A 24833-nucleotide genomic window follows, 5' to 3' on the forward strand; every position below is an offset into this window, starting at 1 on the left:
GGACGGCCATGCGAAAAATTTCTCTGTGTTTATCCAGGCCGGCGGTAGTTATCGACTCACGCCATTTTACGACATCATTTCAGCATTTCCGGTATTGGGTGGCCCGGGAATACATATCAGCGATCTCAAACTGGCAATGGGGCTTAATGCATCCAAAGGCAGAAAAACGGTAATCAATAAAATTTATCCGCGACATTTTTTGGCGACAGCAAAGGCACTGAAATTCCCGGAAGTGCAGATGAATGAAATCCTGAGTGACTTTGCCAGAATGATTCCCGCAGCACTGGATAACGTGAAGACTTCATTATCGGCAGATTTTCCGGAGAACGTGTTGACGGCAATTGAAACCAATGTGTTGAGGTTGCACGGTCGGTTAAGCCGAGAATATGGAAATGAGGGTATGAATTGATTAGATAAATTGATGTTTTTACAGATTTTGCTGCTGTTTCAAGTGTCTGATCATCACCTTTCCCTCTGGCATAAACTCGGTCCCATACCGTACAAGTCCGATACCTCTCAGTTCCGCATCTATGGCGTAACGCAGCTCCCCGGGCACTTGCTGTTCGAATAAAGTTACATTAAGGGACTGCAAACGTGGTTCATACTTGAGTAGAACACCGGCCAGCGTATCGATTAGCTCGTGGGCTGTTCCGGGCATGCCTTGCAGAATTTTGGTCATATCCGGCAAACCATAATCTGGTAGATGAGATATGGTCCCGGCCCGGGCGTTCAAGATACGCTGGATGTTATCCAGCACGGATAAAATGACCTGGTCTTCTTCGTTTACAACTTCAAGGGGAAGATCCCCTGTAAAGTTGCCAGTGAGAATTTCATATAACGATGGGGATTTTCTATTGGACATTTAGACCTCAAGAATCCGCTTCAGAGTCTTTAAAAAGCGGGAGGCCTTGAGATTTTCTCCACACCCTCACAATTTTGATAATATTATTGGGGTTCCCGTCTTCTGGTGATTCAGGATAGGCTATTAGGTCTCCTTGCTTAGGGTGCTCAGTAATAACTATGAAATGGTACATGAGCTTATCTAAGTAAGTATCTAATTCTTTCCCTTTTAGAAACTTATCTTTCCTTGTTGCTTTTCTAAATTCATGTAAGAATTCGAGAAATTCATTTTCAGTGTAATCATTAAACGTACGCATAAATTCAAACATATTTTTCTGTCTGTAATTATGGATTTAATAAAGTGTCATTTACTCTTGGAATTACATAGGGTTATAACGTTCTAGTTTAAATATCTTTGAAAATAGGAAGGCTTTGGGATATTCTCCAGTTTAAAACTGCCTCAATCAATCCTTCCGGAGTACATTTTGAATTATCCTTTGGGTGAAATATTAAATCGCATCTTTTCAGGATGCTCCGTGATTTTGTCAAAGTGATTCGATAATTTTGTCAAATAATCACTAAGAGATTCCCCCTTTGGCTTTGCTTTTCTTGAATTCTTAAAAAATTCATTCAAAAAAGCAAAAATTCTTGTTGTGTATATTCTGAAAATGAGTTTTTAAGTTCCATAAATTACCTTCTATTCATTTTGTGTGGTTTTATGAATCTTTAAAAAGAGCTAATCCATGGTTTTTTCTTGATTTTTTATTTCCTTAATTACGGATTCTGGATTGTCTTCTTCTGGGTGTTAGGGTAATATATAAAATCACTCGCAGTAACTGAGCCAACTAAGTAAATGATTTTATCCAAAAGCTTGTCCAAATAATTTTCTAATTCTGTATTGCTTAATGATTTTTTTGATACTTGCTCGGGATAGAATTCACTTACAATTTCGGTGAATTCGTTCTCTGTATAATTGGAAATGTTTTCGCTCATCTCAGTTACATTTATCATTTCGTGTCTCCTATTTACCATAGTGAATAAATTTATGTTGAAATCGTGATGCCGATTTTACCATTCACACTGGTCTGCGCCAGACCGCATGGCATAAACCTCAGAGATCATCTTGGGCGAAAGTCATTTTGCGGGAATGATGTTAGTTATGGAGAAGTAGGAATTCCTTTAGCTCATTAGATAAATTTTTTTGCTCTACGTAATGTTTTTTCTTTTCCAGAGATAGCCTCCCCCAGAAAGGGTGCCAATATATACTCCACCATGCTTCTATATCGCCTTGTAGACTTCCGAATGTTTCTACATCCCGGTTAGGGAATACAGTGCTCGGTAGCGGTGGTTCTAAATATAAAGCGTAAATATTATCAATGAGGTTGTTGTCATTAGTTATTATATCTACTGCTGTTTGCCCAAATTCTTTAAATTGATAATAGTGAAGAGTGCTGTTTTTGAGCGAATAAATAGCTTTATTGCTGGTTATCTTTTTGTTGAACCTTTCCTCGATCGTATCAACTAGCTTTGCTAAGTCATCGGATTTAATCATGAACCTGGTTGAGTATGCATATACCCCGCTCCCAACAAAAAAGAATGGTGGGTATCTTCTTTCTGAGTCTGGGATTGTGATAAAGGTATTTTCAGAATAGATATCCTGAAGGTTATTTTTTTTGCTAAATAAACGATCGAAATTAATTTTCATCAATATAATCCGCAACCAAGTCCGCTCCATAATATCCAGCGACTCCGAATATCATTCCCCAACAAGTCCATTTTTGTTACTAAATTAAGACCGTTACGCAGCAGTCATGATGATATTCTATTCATGATTCTTTGACCTAGAAGTCCTTAAATAATGGAAGCTCTTGATATTTTCTCCATTTAATTATTTCATTTAATGCACCTTCAGGCGAATCATTTTCAGGTGTGTCTGGGTAGTATATAAAGTCACTAACTTCTCCGGTCCCAACCAGTACAGTCAACATATCAAGGAGATTATCTAAATAAGTTTCTAGCTCGTTACCCTTAGGTGATGACGATGATCTATGTTCTGAGTAAAATTCATTCAAGATTTTCATGAATTTATTTTTAGTATAATCTTCCAATTTGTTTTTAACACACCTATTGTTAATCATAATCAGCTTTGCATTCCTCATAATGTGCAAGCAGAAATGTTTGGTTAGATTATCTCATCAGATAGCCATATTGAGTTCAGGTATTAATTCTTAACTATCTTTAAAAAGTGGAAGCCCTTGGGATTTTCTCCATCTTATTATTTCCCCGATCACCCCATCAGGGCTATCTTCACGGTCGTCTGGGGGATAGAATAACAATCCATTACCTTCAGGGTGATTTACAATTAGGTCAAAGTGCGCAACTAAATTATCTATATACTGCTGCCGCTCTTTTCCTTTTAATTTTTTGGGGTTCGTGAAAAATTCATTTAAAAAGGTTCTGAACTCATCCTCTGTATAATCCTCAAGCTTTGGCTTAAGCTCCATAAATCACCTATTTTTCTTTGCGTGTAAATTAATATGATTTCTAACTGTGTTTACGCGCATGTTTTCAAAGTCATAAACAGCCCCACCATCAATAATACGTTCTATATGGTGTATTTCAAATCTTTTTCTTCCACCAACTTGTTCTGGCACTATGCTGAAAGGAGCATTCCCATCTCTTATTTCCATCTGGTTAACCCTTTTAAACTGACTCATCAATTCAGGACATTCTGCCACAGCAAGCCAAAACTCTTCTCTAAAATGGTCAAAGTTACGGAAGGATTTGATCTTACCCAGCAATAGTGGACACGCGGCTAAGTGAGTAAACTCTCAGTCAGAGGTGACTCACATGACAAAAACAGTCTCAACCAGTAAAAAACCCCGTAAACAGCATTCGCCTGAATTTCGCAGTGAAGCCCTGAAGCTTGCTGAACGCATCGGTGTTGCTGCCGCAGCCCGTGAACTCAGCCTGTATGAATCTCAGCTCTATGCGTGGCGCAGCAAACTGCAGCAACAGATGACCTCGTCTGAGCGTGAAAGTGAACTGGCCGCTGAAAATGCCCGCCTGAAGCGACAACTGGCGGAGCAGGCAGAGGAACTGGCTATCCTCCAAAAGGCCGCGACATACTTCGCGAAGCGCCTGAAATGAAGAATGTCTTTATTGAAAAACATCAGGCTGAGTTCAGCATCAAGGCAATGTGCCGCGTGCTCCGGGTGGCCCGTAGCGGCTGGTATACGTGGTGTCAGCGGCGGACAAGGATAAGTCCTCGTCAGCAGTTCCGTCAGCTCTGCGACAGCGTTGTCCTCGCGGCCTTTACCCGGTCAAAACAGCGTTACGGTGCACCACGCCTGACGGATGAACTGCGTGCTCAGGGTTACCACTTTAACGTAAAAACCGTGGCGGCAAGCCTGCGCCGTCAGGGGCTGAGGGCAAAGGCCTCCCGGAAGTTCAGCCCGGTCAGTTACCGAGCACACAACCTGCCTGTGTCAGAAAATCTGCTGGAGCAGGATTTTTACGCCAGTGGCCCGAACCAGAAGTGGGCGGGAGACATCACGTACTTACGTACAGATGAAGGCTGGCTGTATCTGGCAGTGGTCATTGACCTGTGGTCACGTGCCGTTATTGGCTGGTCCATGTCGCCACGCATGACGGCGCAACTGGCCTGCGATGCCCTGCAGATGGCGCTGTGGCGGCGTAAGAGACCCCGGAACGTTATCGTTCACTCGGACCGCGGAAGCCAGTACTGTTCAGCAGATTATCAGATGCTGCTGAAGCGGCATAATCTGCGTGGCAGTATGAGCGCAAAGGGCTGCTGCTACGATAATGCCTGCGTGGAAAGCTTCTTTCATTCGCTGAAAGTGGAATGTCTCCACGGAGAACACTTTATCAGCCGGGAAATAATGCGGGCAACGGTGTTTAATTATATCGAATGTGATTACAATCGCTGGCGACGGCACAGTTGGTGTGGCGGTCTCAGTCCGGAACAATTTGAAAACCAGAACCTCGCTTAGAGCAGTGTCCATATTACGAGGGTAGGATCAATTTTCCTCTAAGTTTATCAGCAACCTGCGCAGGTACAGGTGCCCCCAGACCAGAGCTCGCAGCCTCAAGCCATTTCTCTGAACCTGATAGCGTCTCCCCCTTCCCTGTTGCCACACCTGGCTCATCCCTCGCGGTTTTGAGATAAACATAAATCGGCTTAATCCCTGAATCCGCAGGGAACACCAGAATGTAATCGTTAAGATCGCGTTCTTCCGGCACCGGGAAAGGTGGTGTCGTGTATTCATCTTTACCGTCAGGAATTGGCGTGACGAGTATTGTTGCCTGGTCTATTGGCTTGATGTCGCTGCCGGTATGTGAGGGAAGGTCACTGCCCTCAGGTCTCTCTGGCGTCCAGGTAATCAGCGGACCATCGGCACCGTGAGCTGGAGTGAACTCATATTGATTATGCTCACTATTCCACACCATGTTTGCTGTGCGGACACCTTCATACGGGGTACCTTCACCCGTATGGACGCCATAGACCCGCATGTTGCCCTGTTCATCCTGGCGCCAGAAGAATCTCACCCGGGTTGTCGCTTTTGCCCCGGTGATGGCTTTCTGCCGCAGCTCTTCCTCGTACCAGAATTCATCCCGGCCAGGAACCCTGTCACTCCCCTCGCCCGCAGATGGAACGTAGAGTGCGGACATCATCGCTCCTACATACGGAATTCCCCGGGCCGCGCCCAATACGCCGGTCAGGGACCATTCTCCCCAGACCTGGGTCATCACGCCCGTAGCAGCCCCAAGAGCAAGTGGTGCAGCCGTTGCCTGAGCGCCCCCGGCGTCAGGCTTACGCTTTTTGGCTGACTGGGCATGCTAAACGACTTCATCATCTGCATGCTCATGCTGATGGCCATAACCGCAGCAGTCGTCCTCGACAGGCTGGGCAAAAATTGTCATCTGTCCAAAGTTATCAACGGGCTCTTCGGCAGTACCGGCATCCGTGCAGCCTTTCTCCTTCAGGCAGGATTTTGCATACACCGGCGTCACCCACGGGGTGAGCGTTTCGGGATTGAATTCTCTCATGGTCGCTGGAGGCGGTAAGGATACGGCCTCCGGAGGTTTAGCACTGGCTGATGCCGCCATCGTCCTTTTCACCTTCCGTACATACGACGCTGTCGTACCATACTCGACCTTCCCGGCCTCAAGCTTCAGATAACTGCCACCACCAATCAGCGTGATACGTTTTTTTCCGGCAAAGGAGATGTCACTCGCTGAGCTCAGCGTCAGCTTCTTCTCAGCGAACAACCGCATACTGGCGTTTTGCGCCTGGACATCTATTGGCCCTTCCCCGGATTTCAGGCTCAGTTGACCGGTGCGGGCAAAGAGCCCCAGCTTCTCCCCGGTCAAAGCGGTCGCATTGCCCATCACTCCAGCACTGAAGTCTTCTCCGGCGTTAAGCGCAAGGTTCCGGCCCGCGGCCAGCTGCATATCTTCTCCACTGGTCAGTGCCATGCCTTCCGGCGCCGAGAAAAGCACCGCTTCATTGAGCGGTTTCAGCCGCTGCTCAAACATCTGTATCTGGCTGTCGACATCCCCCTTCAGCGCCAGGGCCTTTTCTGCGGCCATTTCCAGCTGTTGCAGTTGCTGATTAAGCCTGTCGATTTCCTTCAATGCAGCATCCATGTCCAGAGCATCACCCTGCGCTTTCGCCTGGACATCCGCAGCGACAAAGAGTCCCTTTCCTGCTCTCAGGACTCCCCACTCATCGGTGCGCAGCTCTGTGCCTTTACCGCGAAGTTGTCCTTTGCTGTTCACCAGGTGCCCGTTGTTGAGCTGCGTTTTACCGTATTCCGTGGCGAGTTTGATGTGCTCCTCACCACGCTTGTCTTCCATCCGCAATTTTGAGTTGGCCGGTGTCCGGAGGATGTTCCGGGTATGATTGTCCCGGTTCACAAGATCGGGATGTTCGGAGTCGTGTAGTGCACAGGCGATGTACGGCAGATCAATATCGCCATTGCTGTACGCAATCGCCACTTCGGTGCCATCGATGAGCGGCGTATGCCAGCCCAGCGTTTCACCGGCATAAGGCTTCGCCATCCGCAGCCAAAGGTAGCCGTAACCGGGTTCCGTCCCCTCCCGGTCGAAGTCCTGCTTCACCCGATAGCGCCCCTGCTCGTCCAGATGTGCGTAGGTATCATTTTTTTCGCGACTTTCGATCCGTGCCGGAAGCGTACCCGCGATGACCGGACGCGGGATCTCTGCCGGACGGAAGCAGTAACGTTCGGTGTAAGGCTGGCCCCAGACCGACACATGCAGACGGGAATCACGGGCGCCCCGGAAGGTCACCAGCGTAAGGATGACGCCCTCTTGCAGGGCCGTAATGACATCGCCCTGCGGCTCCAGCACCTGCCCGGGTGTGAGGTGTGCAGCATTGCTGAACAGGTGAATACGGGCCGACCTGTTGAGCTCCCGCTCGTGGTGAAGTCGGGCCCAGAACGCGCCAGATTCGGTTTCCGGCTCCGGGCTGGCATCGTCTCCCGCTTCACGATAAGGGGCTGCGTAGCGGTAATGCTCCCCGGTGGTGACCACATCATTACGCACGCTGACCGCCGCATTCATCGGCATGGTGGCTGTCCGGTAGTTGTAATCACGCGTGGTGACAGTGCCGGTGGCAATGTTGTGCCAGGTCCGCACATCCCAGACCGATTCTGCCACACTGTCGAACAACCCCGACGGCTCGCTGTAGGGCAACTGCACATCAAACTGATAGTTAAGCTGGCTGTCGGCCAGTATGTAAGTATCCAGACCGCGCACGTCGTCCATCTCCGTACGCCAGTAAATACCCACCTCAGACAGAATGCGCTGAATGAACTGCAAATCCGTTTCCCGCCACTGAGTGATAATTTCACGTGGTGGGTAGGTGCGCTCCAGTCTGAATTCAAAATCGGGACCTTCCAGACCGTGTTTACGCAGCACCTGCTCAACCACCTCAGGAACAGACTGGTTCTGATAGACCACGCACTGTCGGGTATATCCCAGGAGCGCCAGGCGCGAACTGATCGTAAGCCGGTAGTGAGACTGGTCCTTTGAGGTGGAAAGCCATTCCAGGCGGGTCACCATGCCGTGCACACTTTTACCGCTCCGCATCCGGAAAGAGGCATATTTCATCAGCACCTCTTCCGGGGGGATATTCGCCTGAAGCGTTGTGAACTCGATGTCCCAGCTGAAGGGTTCGCTCAGTGCTTCCCTGCCGTAAAAGCGCAGAACATCCGGCTTCACTGAGCTGTCAAAAATATCCAGAAAATATCGGGTCTGTCCGTCAAAAAGCGCTAACCAGTTATCCATCACGTCACTCCTTCACCGGCACGAGGCTGAGCCAGCCATCACCCAGTTCAATCGTGCGGGGGTTGTCCGGGTCCAGATCGTCACGGGTCAGCACCAGGCGCCAGCGGTTGTCCTTCTGATCCGGGCGGTTAAATAATCCCACCACCGCCACGAACTGAGCGTCTTCATCCATGGGCATATTGAGTGTCATGCTGCCTTCTGGCGTCACCAGCAGCTCTTTAGACGCCAGTACGTCGTCTTTAAGTACCGTATCGGCATTGCGCAGCAGTGTCTGGTAATCGGCGGCATCAACCGCTTTACGATCCCTGAGCTGATAAACTCTCACCATCGTTGCCAGCGGTGTCTGTGCGCCATCAGCGTTAATGGCCGTACGCGGGGTAAAATCCAGATGCAGCGTTTTGATTTTCTTGTAGAAGATGGATTTCGTGATGCTGACCGTACCGTCCGTCACAGCCTGAGTCAGACCGCAGCCAGCGAGCAGGCTACAGGCAATAAGCGTCAGCGCCCACCAACGGGTTACTGTTGCCATTCAAAAGTTCCTTTATTGAGAGTGGGAGTACGTGATTATTCGAAGCGGTAGTGCCCGTCTTCAGCGGACGGTAGCGCGGAACATTGCAACCCTTCATAGCAGCCCAGACTGACGGTCAGACTCCCCCGACTATTGCTGAGCTTGCCTGCTTTCAGGCCCAGCAAGCCGGTGCGGCCCAGCTGGATACGTCTGCCTTTGCCAAGGCGTGGCTCAGGCAGCAATCGTACGGGTACGGTGAGGCGCAGTCGGGCGTCACTGCGGTAGCCGAGATAAACGCGCAGCAGGACCAGTAAATCGGTATGGAGAAAACCACCAGGTAACCACCCTTCTGCTTCCTCCGGATCTTCTGTCTCCAGCGTCACCAGTACCCGACTGCATGCTTCCTTTGCCGTTTTACCCAGCGTGGCTCGCTGAGAAAGACAGATGCGGTTCCCGGTACCCAACCCGCTACGGTTATCGATATGGACCTTAACCGGATCGGGCTCGGTGATAATTGCCTGGGTATTCGGTGCCAGCAGGCTCACCAGGGCCCGAATGCCTTCTGCATTACGGGTGGGTAATCGCATGGTACCCAGCAAGGCCAGAAAGCGTGAAACCGGCGTTGCCACCTGCTCAGCGGTGCCCGGTATACCGAGTCCCACTAGCCCCAGCAGACACTGTGATGTGGCATCGCGGCCACCTGCCTCGAAGGTGGCCGGCCAGGCGTATTTCCGCCAGATTCGATAATACTGGGTGGTGATGCGGTGGCTGAAAATATCCAGAAACGAGGTAACTGCCTCGTGCCCTTCGCGGCGCTGCGCAATGTCGTCCAGCCAGGACGTCGGCAGAGGGGAGTCCACGCCATACATCCCCAAAAATGTCGTACGGACCGTTGGGGGCAATGTCGGGTGGTCTTCGTCAGTCTCCACCGCTTTGAGAGTACTGACCGGGAACCCCATACCAGGCCAGGGCCTGAAGCGGACCGGATCGTTGGCTGGATGGCTGGAGGCGCCCAGTTTCGGCGCGTCCGGATTTTCCTGCTCCAGCAGCTGGCAGAAACGATAAAAATTGGCCCGCCAGATATCTTTGCTCAGGACTAGTGTTAGCCCGGTACGTACTGGCTGTGATTCTCGCGCCATCTCAGTCGTTTTCCTGTCGGTTGCAGCACCAGCGTGAGCTGGTTGAAGAGGTGAATATCAGCATAGCGCGCGAAGAACCGGTGCAGCATTTCGCCGAAGAGATTCACATCCCCCTCGCCTGCAAAATTATCCATGTTTAGCGTGACCTCTATGTCTACGCCCCGGAGCATAAAGCCCTTCTCAAAACGGCGGATCAGGGTGTGCTTCACGGCGACGATAGCTTCAAGCCGACGTCGGTTCATTTCATCATCGGTCCAGTCGTACAGCGCCAGCGTTCCCCGCAGGACCTCCGGATTGTCCATCATGCTGAGGAAGTTTGAGCCGAGGTGGCTCATCACCCGCCAGTGAAAACGGTCGTTTGCAGGGGGATACAGCGGTATCGTCGGTGCGGTGACGTTCAGTACCCTGACGGGCACTTTGCCGGTTTTTGCCACCCTGTCCAGGAGCGTACTTTCCAGCGCTGTGCGCGGAAGCTGCCCGTTGGTACCGGTTATTCGCATCGAAAGGGATTCTGGTTTATCGGACAGCTGCTCCAGCTCGAACGAACGCCCCCCGAGAATCAACCAGGTGTCATACAGGCCAGAGGGGCCGCGTTTCACGCGGGTGTGGTAATAACGTTCAGGGGCATCGTGGCGCATCATACCGCCCCGGTGCCGGAAGCTGGTGAACGGTACATAGGGGTGTTTGCCATTCTTTACCGCGCCATGGATATCATCGACGCTGTAAATCTCGGTGTGACCATCCTGAAGACGTAACGGCCTGAGCAGGTATTCGTTATCCAGCGGGTTAAGCGTCAGCGGATCGGCCTCCAGGGTGAAGAGGTTGATGACCGGTGCACAGTGCAGCCGGAAGTTTTCCGTTTCAAAAGGCAGATCGGATGACCAGGCTTCACTGAGCACGATGTCGATTTCAAACCAGGAGCTGGCTTCAGTGAGCCCGATGGTGTCGAGGCCACGCAGCTCAACAAACATAAATTTCGGTCGGAAGCTGAAATACTCCAGCAGCAGCTGGTAACCACTGAAGGCAGTATCGGCTTTCTTCCACAGGCCGTCATTGTCGTCAAAGCCCATGGGTTTGCACCAGCCATCAAACTGATGACGTTCGATGTATGTCCCTGAATGGCGGACGTACATGGCGTGAACGCGGTGGGTCAATGCCAGGTGGAGTGCTGAACTGATCGGACTTTCTGCGTTGAGGAATATGGCGACTTTGTCGATTCCGGCTTTGCTCCAGTCCACTTTTTCAGGGCATTCGAAGCGCAAACGGATAGCAGAGCGGCCATCAGTTTCAGTATGAAGGTGGGCATCCGCAAGATGCAGTGGTTGCAGAGGAACATCGCGAGTCGTCCGGTACTGGCAGGCGGTTTTATGCGGCCCGACAGGGCGTGATTGTACGGAGAAACCTTCGGCAAGAAGTTCAGCCTGACGAAGGCCACGCCAGTCAGGAGAGAATTCGACGATGGCCAGCGACGGGATGGTCCGCATATAGTGTGGCCACAGCAGACTCACCAGCCCTTCGGTCAGTTCCGGCAGGTCATCATCCAGCTTCTGACGCAAACGGCCCATCAGGAAGGCAAAACCTTCAAACAGGCGCTCTACATAAGGATCGCGGGCGCCGGGTTTATCCAGATTAAGCATCGCTGCCCGATCCGGATGGGCACGGGCGAACTCTTTACCCGCCTCACGCAGATAGCGCATCTCTGCTTCGTAATAGCGAAGGGTTAAATCATCCATGCATGGTATTCCTGAAAATTATTAAAGAGAATATTAGCCACAGAGCACCATGGCACTGGCCGGGTCAATGGCGATCAGACCCACCAACGGGCTTTATCAGATTCACTGTGACCGGCTTTCATTCGTAGCAGCTTCAGGCGTCGGGCCAGGACTTCAAACAACAGAGCGGGCTCCGAGTCTTCCAGCGTCAGCACTGGCGAAACGTCATCTACCGCCATGGGGCAAGTGAATCGGTCCCCCACCACTTATCAACCTGATTGAATACACCTGAAGACCAGCCATCTACCTGTTTAGCAAAGGCCAGCGCAGGATGAATGCCTCTGTTCATATTTACTCAACGCCTTCAGTGCCAGCGGCAACGTTAAAAATGGACGCTGGCAGCGTAAATCCCTGTAGCTTCAGTAAGGCAAGCGGACCGTCGCCCAACTCGCTGCGTATGATGAACTTCAGAGGATTGCCATCGGCGGTGATCCACACCAGTTGTGTACGGCTGGCATCGAGTGGAGTGATCAGGGCTTTGTCCAGCAGGCGAATGAAGCCCCAGTTACCCTGGTTACTGGCGAAGAGTTGCATACCGCTGTTTACACTACGCCAGATGAGCGACACACCTGGATAGTAAGTATTCCCCGGCCAGGTGAAGCTCTGCCAGCTTTCCATCTGATTGAAGTAATCCAGGTTCTGCTCATCGAGGGTAAGCTGCACTCTGGCAACATCCCGTGAAGGACGCGCCATCAGTTCGAAGTGAACACTCGCATCGCCCTGAGAGAACATGATATCTGACAGTTCCGCCAGCTGATTAATCGCCCGGAGAAAATCCGGACTGACAACCATCCCCTGACTTGCAGAAGGATCAACGACCCAGCGATTCCCTTCCTGGCGGAGGATCCCGCCGAGATTAGTTTTCAGGAAGGTAGTGATTCGACCCGAGTCGCTACGAAGGAACTGAGCCAGTAGCGGCAGGGAGGCATCGCTGCCAGTGGCTTTAAACGGGTACCGTCCCGCAAAGGCCTTATTCCACTGATCGACAATGGTTGTCTGCCAGCGGGCATTAAGGCTACCCGCCGCCGGGGCAACTACCTGCCGCCAGGCCAGATCAAGCGGTTGCACAAATAACGACTGGCCAAATCCATTCCACCCCTGCCCCAGACTCGCCGCAACCAGACTGCCGTAGTCGCGGGTATCGGTCAGATCGATGGCTTTGCCCTGGAATACTGTCTGGGCCAGCATCTGCGACATAGCCTGCGGATCCGGGGCGCTGGTGACTTGCTGAAGCTTCAGCCGCACCTGAGTTACGCGGGCCAGCCAGGACTGGAAACTGAGGTTACCGTTGGCACCGGTACCCTCTTTACCTTCCATAAGCCCCATCAGCGGCCCAAACACGCCATCAAGCGGACCTTTAGGGCCCTGTGCCTGTTCAATAAACTGCCTGGCATTTTTTTTCTGACCGACCAGCTTTTTCGCTGAGTCCACTATCGAATCAGCCAGAGCCTCACCTTTCTGCCCCGTTTTCCCCTGGTAGTTCAGCGTGTTCATCAGTGCCACTAGCGGGGACTGGCGGACATCACCGATCAGACTGAGCTGGGCAATCGCCTCAGACAGTGACGTGGCTTCCTGCCACTGTATGCTGTTGACCATGTTGAGCCAGGCGTTACCAAAATCGGTGAAATAGCGTTCAGTCAGGCGGGCTTTCAGTGCCTCCGGGGAGATATCGCTCCCTGTCTGATGTGTCTTGTCCGACAGTACCCAGTCAATTTCATCGCGGCGGGTTTTCACGACCTCGTCAATCGCATCCTGTACCTGCTCTTCCCAGGCCTGACGCGTAAACATTCCAGGAACGACTTCATCAGTGCTGAATACCGTTGAGGCATCGGTGTCGCCAGTCATATCAGCAAGCGTTAAATCAGGCCAGTTGCTGGCCACGCGCTTAAGCATCTCCTGATATAACCCGGACTCAGCGTTCCGCTGGCCTATTTGCTTAAGCAGAATTTGACGGACCGTGCTGATTAATTCAGTGTCAGGCTTAATTTTCCATTCCGGATGAGCCGGAAGGTTTTGCGCATAAAAACCCAGCAGTTTCGGTGAGATGTTCTGCCATGTGCCAGCCGGCACATTCTGGCGTTTCGGTAAGGCTTTCAGCGCGTTTTTTGCCAGCCAGCCGGCGTCCGCTTTGTCCGGACGCGTCAGCATCAGATAACTTTTGAGTATGTCATAGGTATGCTGTGTGCCCTGCGTACGGGCATCACTGGCAGGAGGTAGTTGCACAAAGGCATTCAGCTGCTGCCTGAGACTGTCTGCTGTAGCATCCCTCATCAGCTGTGCGTTATTTTTCGCATACAGGGGCCAGAGTGCAGCCAGCGTATCGCTGTCCTGATTAAGACCAAAGCGGGTGTACCATGGCGCGCCGGTCGCCTCGCGATGTTGCAGACGGGCAATAGTCTGCTGGAGTACAAGCTGGTTGTGCAGGCGTTCAGCCAGTGGTTTTGTTGTATCCGCTGCCTGTCTTGCCGTTTCCTGCGCCTGAAAAATCTGGGTACGGTTAACGATCAGAGACAGTAGTGTAGCGGCCCCCCACAGGACAATCAGGGAAAGCAGAATTAACCGCAGCATCTTCAGCCAGTCGAAGCCCAGCTTCCTGCCGCTGACGGCATCACAGTCATCAATGACGGCTTTCCAGGCCAGTGTATCGGGGCGTGTATTTGGGACCGAACCGACGACGGCCACTTCAGGACTGAACATGACCCCTCGTAAACGAAAGGCCGCAGATCCCTGCATCAGCCCGCCGAGCAAAACATTCAGACTGGCTTTCAGCTCCTGCCGCAGTCGGAGGGATAACTGAAGCAGGCCGCAATCAGCCGGATTATTCAGTATCTGTGCCATACCTGCTTTTTGCAGATGCAGTGCCAGTGTAGAAAACCCTTCACCCGCGCCTTTCACGGTGCCATCAGGCCCGAATATGACCCCTGTCGCAGCCGTTTCCGCGCCCTGCTGAGCATCGGTGGCGTTGTCAGTCAGCCACAGCCAGACAGGCGCCTGCCAGCCCAACTGATGGTCGGCTTTCTGGCGGTAACGCAGGAGGGCATCCCGTTCGCCATCCGTCGGGAGAGCTGAAATACTCATCACCTGAATGATGCCATCAACCGGTTGCCCGGATCGCAGGCGCTTCAGTTTTGAAAGGAAGATCTCATCCGGGAGTGACTGCGCGTCACCGCCATAAATCAGCACATTGCCGTCGCCTTCCTGCCAGAGCTCATTACACAGGCCCGGGGCAGCTTTGTGAACGTCGTCCTGGTTGCCCATCACCAGAAGGAGTCGCACTCTACGCTTCCAGCGACGTCCATAGCGAAAGCGCAGGTGTTCGGATACGGCGTCTTCGCTGAAGACCGGTTCATCGTCGTCTTCTTCACCGGGAATGGTGCTCATTACCGGAGTGACGCTCTCAGCCTTTTTCCGTCCCCACTGGAAATACAACCCAGATTTACCGGCGAAGTCGAAAGCCTTCTCCGTCAGCCAGCCGAGTAAAAACAACGTGGCAACCAGTATGGCGCAGAATGTGAGTATCCGTTGGCCGTCATACGGTCCGAAGCCGGTGGCTGAGGCTACGTTTTCCGGAAAGGCATAAAACAAAAATGCCACGATGGCTGTCAGGAAAAAGGCGACAGTTACAACGGAGCCGATGAGTGTTTTTACTTTTACCTTAGACATTCTTGGGCGATTCCTTGCGAACTTCTTCTTTGGTGATGACGGCGATCCAGACGTCGTCTTTGTCTGCGGTGGGTTGGGCGGCGATAACCTGCGGGCCATGTTGTTCAACGTCAGCATTGGCAAGCGTGATGGCAAGCCATGGAGCAGCATGGCCCGTGTATCCCAGCACTGGATCGATACTGAAGTTGTCCTCTGAAAGGCTAAATTCCACCCCGCTCAGCTCGCAGGCATTATTCCAGCCACTTCCAGAGGTCAATGTTGGACCGGTGAGCCAGCTTCCTTTGAGTTCATCGGGTCTGGTCTTCGCCCAGAGCAGCGCCCGGGTGAGTGTCTTTGTGAGCGTTGTTTCTGCTCCCCTTTCGGGGCGATGAAGGAGGAGTGCATCCGGCCAGGCGTGGGCTTTGCGGTTGCTCAATACCACCATCGAGATGGCATCTGCGTCATATTCCTGGGGAGACGCCGGTAACGACAGCGTGATGGCAACCAGAATGCCCGGATTGTCCCATCGCTTGTCCAGCCAGGCATCGAATGCGCTCAGCCCTTTTCCGGACATCAGGCGAAAAATCCTGGCGGTCTTGAGTGATAGATCGGCTTTAAGCTGCTCTTCAATCAAGGGGTACAGGTCGTTATCACAATCCAGCACCAGCCAGCATGGCAGTTCTGACGGAAGCGGCTGAACGATCCCTTCTACACGCGTGGCCAGTTTAGTCACCGCCGCTGTCAGGGCCTTTGTTAAATCAGACTGGTATTCTGTTAATGCCGCGTATCTGACCGGTTTGTCACATCCTCTTGGGCGGGAGAAGTCGATAGCGGGGGCTGCGGCCTTCATTGCCTCAAGCAGGTCATCGGCTTTGTTTCCCGCCGGGGCCTGAATGTATGTACCGAGGATCCAGGCGCAGCGCTGACCGCGAAGAATTTCACTGTCGATAAGAGCTTCACGGTCGACATTACGCGACTCAGCTCCGACCTGCTCTGCTTTATAGGCAACCCTGCGTAAACCGAAAATAAGCCCCCATGTGCAAAATGGAAGGCCCAGAGCGGTGAACCAGAAGACAAATCCGGTTCGCTCTGATGTCCAGCACCATAATGTGAGTGCTATCCCTCCCAGCATGATAAATGCCAGGAACAGCAGCCAGTGGCGGGTATCGGGGCGCGCTATTTTTGTGGCCTTTTCAGGGATGGCATCCAGCCAGACGGGCATAATCAGGCAACCTTTGCAGCGGTAAATGAACTGATCAACGTACAACCACAGGCGCATTTGTGACCGTGAAACGCAACCGGGATACCATGATCAAGGTAATCAGGGTTGCCTTCTACGATGATTGTAAGGCCATGTCCCAGAACCGGACATGACACTTTGTCGCCTTTTCGGGCAACACCAATACCACCGAATTTCATCGTTTCTGAGGCGGTCAGTACTGAACCTCCGTGGGTTGTTTTATCGCCTTTTCTGATTATCTGAAGCATTTTATTCCTCTCCAGGGATAGGTATCCCCATGTTAATTGATGATACTTTGTTATCTTTTAGTGTGAAATCCAGATACATATCACCGAGCGTGTAACTGATTTTTTCAGCGTTATTTGTGCCTGATTCGCAGGATAGGCTTTAAACACGTTATCAGCAGGGTCGTCAACTTTTATTCCGCGTAACGTAGAATACGCTGGGGTTACTAAGTTAATTGCCGAGATTCTATAGTCATCATCAAATGTATATTGCCTCGCAATATAGTAATTACATTGAATACTTTATACTACTGTTTAGGCTCTACAGGATAATCATTGAATGATATTGGTTGAATATTATTTTGCGAATCTAGGCAGAAATTTAATCTCATATCAAAATACTGATAGTATCTGCACTGGCTAAATTTATCTAATCGGCTCTTATTTCCATACGTCGAAACAACCTTATCCCATGCATCACCTACAGATATCCCTCTAACGGTTTTGAATTTGTTATCAAAAAATGAAATCTCAGATATAAAGGTATCGTTAAATCCTGTTCTTTTTTCAATAATGCTATTTGTTTGGGAGATACTTACGCTCACCCCCTGAATCAACAGCACCCAAGTTTCAAATCCTTTATTAAAAACGTGACTTCCTGGCTCAGGAACATTGAAACCCTTTTCTTTAATCCATGCATTAAGTTCTGGCCTTGCTTTCCCTATAAGGCTTATCTGATCTTTAGGCATGTCCCATTTGAAGTCATTGTACGATAATCCATTAACAGAATCATCATCTGGAATTATGTCCTCTTTCCTCACCCAACCATCAATTAATCCACTATTTTTATTGATGTATTTTACATATGAAAAACCATTTTCATCTCTATACTTAAGTAGTTTGTCGTTATTAATAACAAAAGTAGTGGACTTGCATTCTTCTTTGGGGAGCGCGTAAAAATAAACTCTCTTACTTGAATCTGTCGATTGGGATTTTTCCTAGATTGGAGTCTGATGTTTATTATAGGGATAATGATTCGGGCCGCCGGTACAATGTTCAGCGGCAGTGACTCTGAATGCCATTGATGATACGATTAATACACTGGCTATTATTACGTAATAATCTCTCATTACGGACCTATACAGCATACTATTGTTACTCACCTTTGTTTTCTTGATTGGCCATTACCTGTACCTGTATCCACCAAACGGTCACTTCTCACCCAATCTTCAACATCTTTCCCATCATTAGTGAAATGCATAATATATGTAAAAACGCCGGAATCAGCGAAAGCATTTACTAAGTCGCTAGGAATGTATGCCTCATTTTCGGAAAAATAGTTCAGTAATTTTCTTACGCAGTGGAGTTTTGTGAGATCTAGGTTACCCGTTTGCCTAAATGTCCTATCATAAATTCCATCATATCTAAGGCTGATGTTGGCATATTATCTCCTTTCTATAGCAATCATCATTTTATGTGATTTGATTTTTAACTTCATTCAATTGAGTGGAAATTATCAATACCATCCCCTTGGTTTGTGTACATTTTTTGAGTTCCTTTTTTAACCAAAATGCTAAATGGAGTGACCTGAACGTCTTTACATTCTTCAAGCGATTCTTTGGTTATAGCGAACTTATAGTATTTATTGTCTGTATCATCGCCACTGATGTTGATACATTTTTCAGGCGCTATAGTTAGTTTGTTCTTCTTTATGATATCTGGAATAATATTAAAAACAGTTTGTTCATCACTTGATGGACCACTAGTATATCCGGTATTTTTTAAATCTGATAGTTTGAGCCACCCATCGACCGAATCGCCATTTTTCTTGAAATATGATGCAAACAAATATCCATTAAGAGTGGTGTATCCTGAAACAACATCACCATTAACTAAAAATAAATTATTAATCTTGCATTGTTCACTTGGCGCGCTGTTGAAGTAAAGTCTTGTTTTCGATACAACCTTAAATATATTCATGGAATGATCTACATATGCTTGCTCCTTCTCGGCTGTTTTGGACAGATCCGAACAAAAGCCGTTAGCATAGGAATAGCAGCAAAAACCATATAATAAGATTGATAGCATAATCTTAATCATTTCAAACCTCTGCTTTTCATATAACTACCTTTCATTATAGAAATCAACTTTGAAGCATAATTAGGGTCTGTGGCATAGCCTTTATCCTGAAGGCCATGAGCCCATTTTTCCGGATCATCGCTTTCAAATAGTGAGGCATATCTCTTGTTTTCAGTTAAGAATCTAGTCCTGTCGGCAATACTTTCTTCAAAAGAGTTATATTCTGCAAATTTATCCTTAATTTTAATGTTACTTCCATTGATATGTTCAGTGGTCCATATCTCAACAAATTCCTGTCCACTTTTAGCCTTTATTCCAAAGAGATTGAAACTATATGTCTGATTGTTTAAATCAACTGGAACCTTACGCCCATACCCTGATTCATCAATGGCCTGAGCAGTTGTTATTGCCGCAGGAATACCTGATTTTTCTTGTTCTTTAAGAGCGGCCTCATAAACAGCATCAGTAAACTGTTGCTTGGTCAGCTTGCTCCAATCTATATCATTTCGTGGTTTTAGAGCACCAAGGAACATTATTGGGTGCATATGCCACAACGAAGGCCCTAATTTCTCAGTGGACACATCCTGCATCCATGCCATTTTATCGAGAAAATCCTCACTGTATTTCTTCCATTCCGGAGCATCTTTTTTCAGCGCATTCAGAAATGGTTGCCAGATTGCATAGTCTTTTTTGAAGTACCAGTCGCTGGGATGTTTTACGATTGTTTTCTGAAGAACGTCACGATAGTCGGGATTGTGAAGTGCTCTCCAGTACTCCATCGGAGAGTAACGGTCGCTTCCACTATCAATTTTATCCAGCAGGCGCTGATAATTATGCTTCACCAGTGCATGGCTGGTCCGGGTATCACCGGTCGCAGCCTCGTAGAGCGAGTTGATAAGGCTGCGGAAGAATCCAGTGGGCTGGTTTTTTCCATCCAGGTAATCAAAGCTGGCAGGCTCTGCGGTTTCAGTTCTGAAGCCCAGCTTCGCCAAATCATACTGTGACAGAAGTTGAGGCTCCGCCTGGCCTTTGGGCACATAGGCATTTTCTGGACGTAGTTGCCAGTATTCCTGTTTTGTTGATTTATCCGTTTCAGCTGTGACTTTGCTCAATGGAAGGATGCCTGTCCGCGTTGTAGACGTAGCCCCCTTTGAGAAGGTGCCTTTCGCTACGTCTTTTGTGTACAGAGCAAGGCCAGGAGAATACTTCAGCCAGAGCGGGTTTTTCTCCCCCACTTTTTCTGGGTTGGTCAGGAACTTCTCCAGATTATCATCCATGCTGGTACATTCAATATGCACCTGATATCTCGCCTCATATCCCCCGTCCTTTGGTGCCTGATAGTAACCCATGTGCCCAATCGGGTCACCGGCCTTGATAGGGAGAGGTGAACTGAGACTGACTGTTTTATCGAATACCATGACTTCCTTTGCGGGAGGAAGCAAATGCCGCCACCAGTCTGGAACGGCCCCCGGCGCTGACTTAACATTGTTGTTATCCACAGCAATCCAGTAGCGCTGACCTGGAGTGAGAGTACTGCTGGTTTCTTCTGGTATGCTCTTTAGCGTCACAAGACCGTATTTTCTCTTGTTACTTCCTGTAGCGTTAAGATTGCTGTCTGCCGGGTCCCACTCCACTCTGGCCCCTCCAGGCATGTGCCCTGCAATTTGTGGAGAAGTTTTATCTGAAGTCAGTTTCGCCGTCAGCAAGTCCATTTCAGAATATGCTCTTAGAGTATCCTGAACGACCCATTGATTTTCTGCTTCAGCCTCATAAGCTGAATACGGCGCAAGATGCATATACAGTGTATAGAAATGCAGTCCGCTGGTTTCTTCCTCACCCGGCTGGATATAGTGTTTCACCAGAACAAATGAGCCGGAAAAGTTCAGCGGACCGGATTCCCATGCAATCGTCAGATAATCCCTGCAGATGCGGTAAGCAATCACTTCTCCGTCAGCCATGCATCGAATTGCCTGCTCACCTTTAAAGGGAACCGGGAAATCCAGTGCTTCAAGAGGAGACTTGCCACTAAGCGCACACCACGGGGTCGTTGCTTCGGTGATATGGAGCCCGCCATGCCACATGCCACTGCGGCCAATCATATACTGCCCGGTGGATTCCCCCCCGACATGAGAGAGGATCTCTTCCTGATTTTTGAACTCACTTCCCCGACTGTTGGAAGGGAGCGGCCAGACAATTTTGACAGGTTGTTTTTTCCCGCCAACATTACTGTCAGAAGCAGAATCGTCAGTGAAACGATAAAGAATATATGCGGGTTTTATATCTCGATATTTCTTTCCAGGATAAAACCCTCTGAGTTGAATGAAATCCGAAACCCAGTTAGTTCCATTGAATAAAGCAATGTGACCATGAGGATGTCCAGCAACAGGTTGAATTACAACAATATCACCTGCTTGCTGTCCGGGTATGATTGCTGTATCTGTGAGACCAGAACCTGTATAAGAATAAACAGATTTAAAACCTGCAGCCTCTAAAGATGGGCCGTAATCACAAGCTGATGCGGAGTTTCCAATCCTTGGTGGTGGGATCTTTATTTTTACGCCACCTGCTTCAACTGCCCTTCTGACATATGCAGCGCATTTCCCAAGACTTCCTGGCTCAGCATGGCTATTTATGTAACTAACTGATGCACTACTATTCCACATGAATTCAGCCTTTTTATTCCGTTACACTGATGATTTTCCAGTCAGCATTTATTTTTTTAAGGTAAACTTTAAGTGTATTTTTAGGTTCAGGACCATTCCCCAGAACAACTTCAATGACAGATTTACTTTCATCTTTCATAATAGTGCTGGTTTTTATATTCAACTTCCAGGAGGGATATATATCCTGAGACTTCGTAAAATAATCTACGTCAGACTCAATCCATACTCCGCCCCAGTTACAAATGTAATTCCCTTTATGATTTTTACATTCGCGTTCCTGTGAGCATGTTTTTTTTAATTCTGATGCTGATATCGAATCATCAGAGTCGTAATTACATATCGCAGAATCGGCAATACTATTTAATAACTGATCAGAAACATATTTTTTGACCAGTATGTCATTATCTTCAGCGTCATTCTTAAGATACTCAGAGTAAAAGTCATGTAAAATATCTTCAGGTGTTATTGATTCAGCAGCAAACACTAAATGCGAACAAGCAATCAGGAATGCAGAAATAAAAACATAAAATAAGTTGTGAGTTAATGATTTCATTTTCACCCCTCAATCATTAAATGACTTACTGCTGATTTTGCTTTCCTGAGTGATATCCGTCAGGCTGAAATTGGGTGTTTCGTTGGGAAGATTTGCGCCCGAGCCTGGTACCAGATAGTTCGATGTTTTCATAATGAACTCACCAGATGAACCATGCTCAATCCCGTTCTTACTCAGTCTCAGGTAAGACCCGCCACCGTTCAGCGTCAGCGTTTCCGGGGTGCTGATAATAATTTCGTCTTTACTGCTGGTCACCGTCAGCTGCTTTTCAGAAAACAGGGCCATCGTGTTGTGTTGAGCCTGAATCTCGATGTCTCCCTGGTTGGCAACCAGCTTCGCCCCTTCTTTATGGACAAACAGACCAAGGGCTTTTTCCACCGTTACCGACAGATTTTTCATCGCCCCGATATCAAGATGTTGACCGGCATTGATCATGGTATTGCGGGTACTGCTGAGCTGAAGATGTTCACCTGAGGTAAACGCCACCCCCTGCGGAGCGCTACCCAGCAGGACCGCAGACTGGAGGTCCCTGATTTTGTCGGTCACAAAACTAATCTGGGTATTGATATCAGAGACCAGGGCTCCAGCGGCTTCAGCGGCGCTGTTCAGCGCCTGCATCTGGCCGTTGGCCTGGTTAATCTGACTTATCGCAGGTGCCATTTCCAGTACCGGTCCCTGGGCTTTGGCCTGGGCATCAGCCGTCAGGAACAGCCCTTTTGCCGCACGTACAGCACCATGTTCATCCGTTCGCAGTTCGAAACCGGCTCCGCGCTTTTCACGCTGGCCATTGACCAGGTGTCCCAGGTTCAGTTGCGTTTTGCCATATTCCGTCGCGAGCTTGATATGCTCTTCCTGGCGCTTATCCTCCATCCGCAACTTATTGTTCGCCGGGGTACGCCACACGTTTCGCGTATGGTTGTCACTGGTGACAGGGTCCGGATGTTCTGAGTCGTGCAGGGCATAGGCGATGTAGGGCCGATCCGGATCCCCGTTATCAAAAATGATGGCTACTTCCGTTCCGTCGATAAGCGGTGAGTGGAAGCCGTACGTATCACCGGCATAGGGCCTGGCCAGCCGCAGCCACACACAGGCATAACCCTGTTCAAGACTGTTACGGTCAAAGTCCAGTTTCACCCGGTAGCGCCCTTCCGGGTCGAGCCAGGAACAGGTGTCGCCTTTCTGTGTGCTTTCCACCCGGGCCGGAAGCGAGCCGGATATCACCGGGCGATTGAGCAGCGCCGGACGGTAGCAAACGGATTCGCTATACGGGATGCCTTCAAAGGTCAGGGTAAAGCTACTTTTACGTGAACCACTGGTGCGCACCGTGGTGATGACGATGCCTTCTTTTACGGTATCGGGAAGCGTTCCGTCAGTTTCCAGTACCTGACCAGGAGCCAGATGAGGACTGGAGGAATGCCCGCTGACGCGATACTGCGCGTTCAGAATGCGTTCGTGACGCAGACGGGCAAAGTATGCCCCGGTCTCCGGGCTTTCAGAGTCACCTGCTGTCAGGAAGGGTTCAGCATAATGGTACGTTTCTCCGGTGGTGATCCCTTCTTTGCTGAAAATGCTCTCGATACTGTCCTGAGGTTGTAGCGCTTCACGGTAGTTGTAGTCCCGGGTGGCCACACTTCCGCTAACCACGTTATATGCGGTCTGAATATCCCAGATGCTCTCCTGTCCGCTGTCACTCATCCCGGCCTGGTTGCGAAACGGTAGCGTGACACCAAATTCATACTGCTGCTGGCTGTCCTGGAAAATCACCACGTCCTGTTCAAGACGGCTGTCCATTTCATAGCGCCAGTAAATGCCCACTTCTGCCAGCAGACGCTGGATAAACTCAAGGTCGGTTTCCCGCCACTGGGTGATGAGCTCCCGGGAGGGGTATTCGCGGGAGAGCCGGAACTCAAAATCAGGCCCTTCCAGACCGTGTTTACGCAATACCTGTTCAACCACTTCAGTGACTGACTGATTGAGGTAGATCTCGCTCCCTTTCGTATAGCCCAGAAGGGCAATACGGGGAACGATCGTCAGCGCGTAATGGGTCTCATCATTCGAAGTAGACACGCGGCGAAAGGACTCAACCACGCCAAATACCGTCCTGACCTGCAGGGCCGGAGTTCCGTCAAACACGGGTGTCTGGAAAGTGAATGAAGCGGGCTTCAGCAGTAACGAGTCACAGGCAATATTCGCAGAAGAGCAGGTGACCGCCACGTTATAGCGCCAGGGCTGGCTGAGTGATTCAACGGCGTTGTAACGTAACACATCCAGGAAATGGTCACATTCATGCACTTCAACCCGGTACCGTGATTGCCCTAAAAGCTGATGTACCAGGCTGGTAGCCTTGTTGGAGAGGGAACTGCTCATGACGGCTCTCCTTCTGCCTGCTCCAGCAGTTTCAACAGCCAGTGCTCAGGCGTGATTTTTGTATGCGCACGGGTCTGACATAAAAAAGCCGCCCCCTCCAGTGCTCTGGCGCAATAAGGGGTAAGTCGTCGTAGCAGGAGTGCTGAATGATGTTCCATGTCGTTCCCTCTTGTTCAGGCACGCTACCGCCCCTGGCCGTCAACCGATGCCTATAAGGTTCATGCCGATAAATTGTGAGACTGCTCTGCAAAGCGTCCGTCTGACAGGCGCTGTGCGTAGCAAAAAAAGGCGGGCAGAAAGGATCTGCCCGCCAGAGTCTTATGCTGTAGTGCGTTCGTTCCAGGAATCGGAATGAATGATGTTGCCGTCTTTGTAGGCCCAGGTGATTTTTTCGTAGCGTAGTTCGACCTGCTCAAGGTGGTTATGCTTCTCGAAGGAGGCATCCTTGATGTCAGCGCCGCCATCGTCTTTCAG

At 49.7% G+C, this 24833-nt stretch carries 21 protein-coding genes and 2 pseudogenes; 2 read left to right on the forward strand and 21 right to left on the reverse strand.

What is annotated here, in order from left to right; translation table 11 throughout:
• Positions 1-409: HipA domain-containing protein (locus D9736_RS22510; RefSeq protein ID WP_130259228.1), on the forward strand; the 409-nt coding region annotated here is incomplete at its 5' end.
• Between the two features lie 18 nt (positions 410-427).
• On the opposite strand, the gene tssE is transcribed toward D9736_RS22510, so the two are convergent.
• The 5 genes from tssE to D9736_RS22550 form a co-directional block, all read right to left on the reverse strand.
• Positions 428-862 (reverse strand): type VI secretion system baseplate subunit TssE, encoded by a 435-nt coding sequence (tssE, locus tag D9736_RS22515; protein ID WP_130210702.1) that lies wholly within the window; start codon positions 860-862, stop codon positions 428-430.
• 7 nt (positions 863-869) lie between these two features.
• Positions 870-1169, reverse strand: coding sequence for a bacteriocin immunity protein (locus D9736_RS22520; protein ID WP_130210704.1), 300 nt, complete (start codon positions 1167-1169; stop codon positions 870-872).
• Between the two features lie 824 nt (positions 1170-1993).
• Positions 1994-2545, reverse strand: a complete 552-nt coding sequence (locus tag D9736_RS22535) for a hypothetical protein (protein WP_130259207.1) — start codon at positions 2543-2545, stop codon at positions 1994-1996.
• A 523-nt stretch (positions 2546-3068) separates the two neighbouring features.
• Positions 3069-3344, reverse strand: coding sequence for a bacteriocin immunity protein (locus D9736_RS22545; protein WP_130259208.1), 276 nt, complete (start codon positions 3342-3344; stop codon positions 3069-3071).
• 3 nt (positions 3345-3347) lie between these two features.
• On the reverse strand, positions 3348-3641 hold the full coding sequence (locus tag D9736_RS22550) for a hypothetical protein (RefSeq protein WP_130259209.1): 294 nt from the start codon (positions 3639-3641) through the stop codon (positions 3348-3350).
• 49 nt (positions 3642-3690) lie between these two features.
• On the opposite strand from D9736_RS22550, the gene D9736_RS22555 reads away from it, so the two are divergent.
• Positions 3691-4853 (forward strand): IS3 family transposase gene (locus D9736_RS22555; protein ID WP_130259210.1). Its coding sequence is split into 2 segments (ribosomal slippage): positions 3691-3952 and positions 3952-4853, totalling 1164 coding nucleotides; the frame shifts between segments, so codons are not numbered across the junction.
• 13 nt (positions 4854-4866) lie between these two features.
• Here the strand turns inward: D9736_RS22555 and D9736_RS23415 are convergent.
• The 16 genes and pseudogenes from D9736_RS23415 to D9736_RS22625 all read right to left on the reverse strand — a co-directional run.
• Positions 4867-5610, reverse strand: a complete 744-nt coding sequence (locus D9736_RS23415; protein WP_165383178.1) for an S-type pyocin domain-containing protein — start codon at positions 5608-5610, stop codon at positions 4867-4869.
• Between the two features lie 90 nt (positions 5611-5700).
• Positions 5701-8172, reverse strand: coding sequence for a type VI secretion system tip protein VgrG (gene vgrG / locus D9736_RS22560; protein WP_240779373.1), 2472 nt, complete (start codon positions 8170-8172; stop codon positions 5701-5703).
• A gap of 4 nt (positions 8173-8176) precedes the next feature.
• Positions 8177-8701, reverse strand: a complete 525-nt coding sequence (gene tssJ / locus D9736_RS22565; protein ID WP_130259211.1) for a type VI secretion system lipoprotein TssJ — start codon at positions 8699-8701, stop codon at positions 8177-8179.
• Between the two features lie 35 nt (positions 8702-8736).
• Entirely contained in the window at positions 8737-9819 is a 1083-nt protein-coding gene (gene tssG / locus D9736_RS22570; RefSeq protein WP_130259212.1) for a type VI secretion system baseplate subunit TssG, read from the reverse strand.
• A complete protein-coding gene (gene tssF / locus D9736_RS22575) occupies positions 9783-11552 on the reverse strand; it encodes a type VI secretion system baseplate subunit TssF (RefSeq protein WP_130259213.1) in 1770 nt (589 codons plus the stop codon). The genes tssG and tssF overlap by 37 nt, the downstream gene beginning before the upstream one ends.
• 33 nt (positions 11553-11585) lie before the next feature.
• A pseudogene (locus D9736_RS22580) lies at positions 11586-11752 on the reverse strand (type VI secretion system protein TssA); the annotation flags it as partial.
• A gap of 130 nt (positions 11753-11882) precedes the next feature.
• Positions 11883-15254 (reverse strand): ImcF-related family protein, encoded by a 3372-nt coding sequence (locus D9736_RS22585; RefSeq protein ID WP_130259214.1) that lies wholly within the window; start codon positions 15252-15254, stop codon positions 11883-11885.
• A complete protein-coding gene (locus D9736_RS22590) occupies positions 15247-16455 on the reverse strand; it encodes a hypothetical protein (RefSeq protein ID WP_130259215.1) in 1209 nt (402 codons plus the stop codon). The genes D9736_RS22585 and D9736_RS22590 overlap by 8 nt, the downstream gene beginning before the upstream one ends.
• A 2-nt stretch (positions 16456-16457) precedes the next feature.
• Positions 16458-16721, reverse strand: a complete 264-nt coding sequence (locus D9736_RS22595; RefSeq protein ID WP_130259216.1) for a PAAR domain-containing protein — start codon at positions 16719-16721, stop codon at positions 16458-16460.
• 284 nt (positions 16722-17005) lie between these two features.
• Positions 17006-17518 (reverse strand): hypothetical protein, encoded by a 513-nt coding sequence (locus tag D9736_RS22600; RefSeq protein WP_130259217.1) that lies wholly within the window; start codon positions 17516-17518, stop codon positions 17006-17008.
• 673 nt (positions 17519-18191) lie between these two features.
• Positions 18192-18797: a hypothetical protein gene (locus D9736_RS22605; RefSeq protein WP_130259218.1), complete on the reverse strand. Its 606-nt coding sequence runs from the start codon at positions 18795-18797 to the stop codon at positions 18192-18194.
• Positions 18794-21439, reverse strand: a complete 2646-nt coding sequence (locus D9736_RS23480; RefSeq protein WP_130259219.1) for a glucosaminidase domain-containing protein — start codon at positions 21437-21439, stop codon at positions 18794-18796. Before D9736_RS23480 ends, D9736_RS22605 begins: the two co-directional genes overlap by 4 nt.
• 13 nt (positions 21440-21452) lie before the next feature.
• Positions 21453-21992 carry a DUF3828 domain-containing protein gene (locus tag D9736_RS22615; RefSeq protein WP_130259220.1) on the reverse strand — a complete coding sequence of 180 codons (540 nt, stop codon included), beginning with the start codon at positions 21990-21992 and terminating at the stop codon, positions 21453-21455.
• Between the two features lie 9 nt (positions 21993-22001).
• A complete protein-coding gene (vgrG, locus tag D9736_RS22620; RefSeq protein ID WP_130259221.1) occupies positions 22002-24359 on the reverse strand; it encodes a type VI secretion system Vgr family protein in 2358 nt (785 codons plus the stop codon).
• The gene (locus tag D9736_RS23435) at positions 24356-24517 is read right to left on the reverse strand and encodes a hypothetical protein (protein WP_165383179.1); all 162 of its coding nucleotides are present in this window, start codon (positions 24515-24517) and stop codon (positions 24356-24358) included. Before D9736_RS23435 ends, vgrG (D9736_RS22620) begins: the two co-directional genes overlap by 4 nt.
• A 160-nt stretch (positions 24518-24677) precedes the next feature.
• Positions 24678-24812 (reverse strand): annotated as a pseudogene (locus D9736_RS22625) (type VI secretion system tube protein Hcp); the annotation flags it as partial.
• Positions 24813-24833 lie beyond the last annotated feature (21 nt).

It is taken from the genome of Escherichia sp. E10V10, assembly GCF_004211985.1.
GTDB lineage: Bacteria > Pseudomonadota > Gammaproteobacteria > Enterobacterales > Enterobacteriaceae > Escherichia.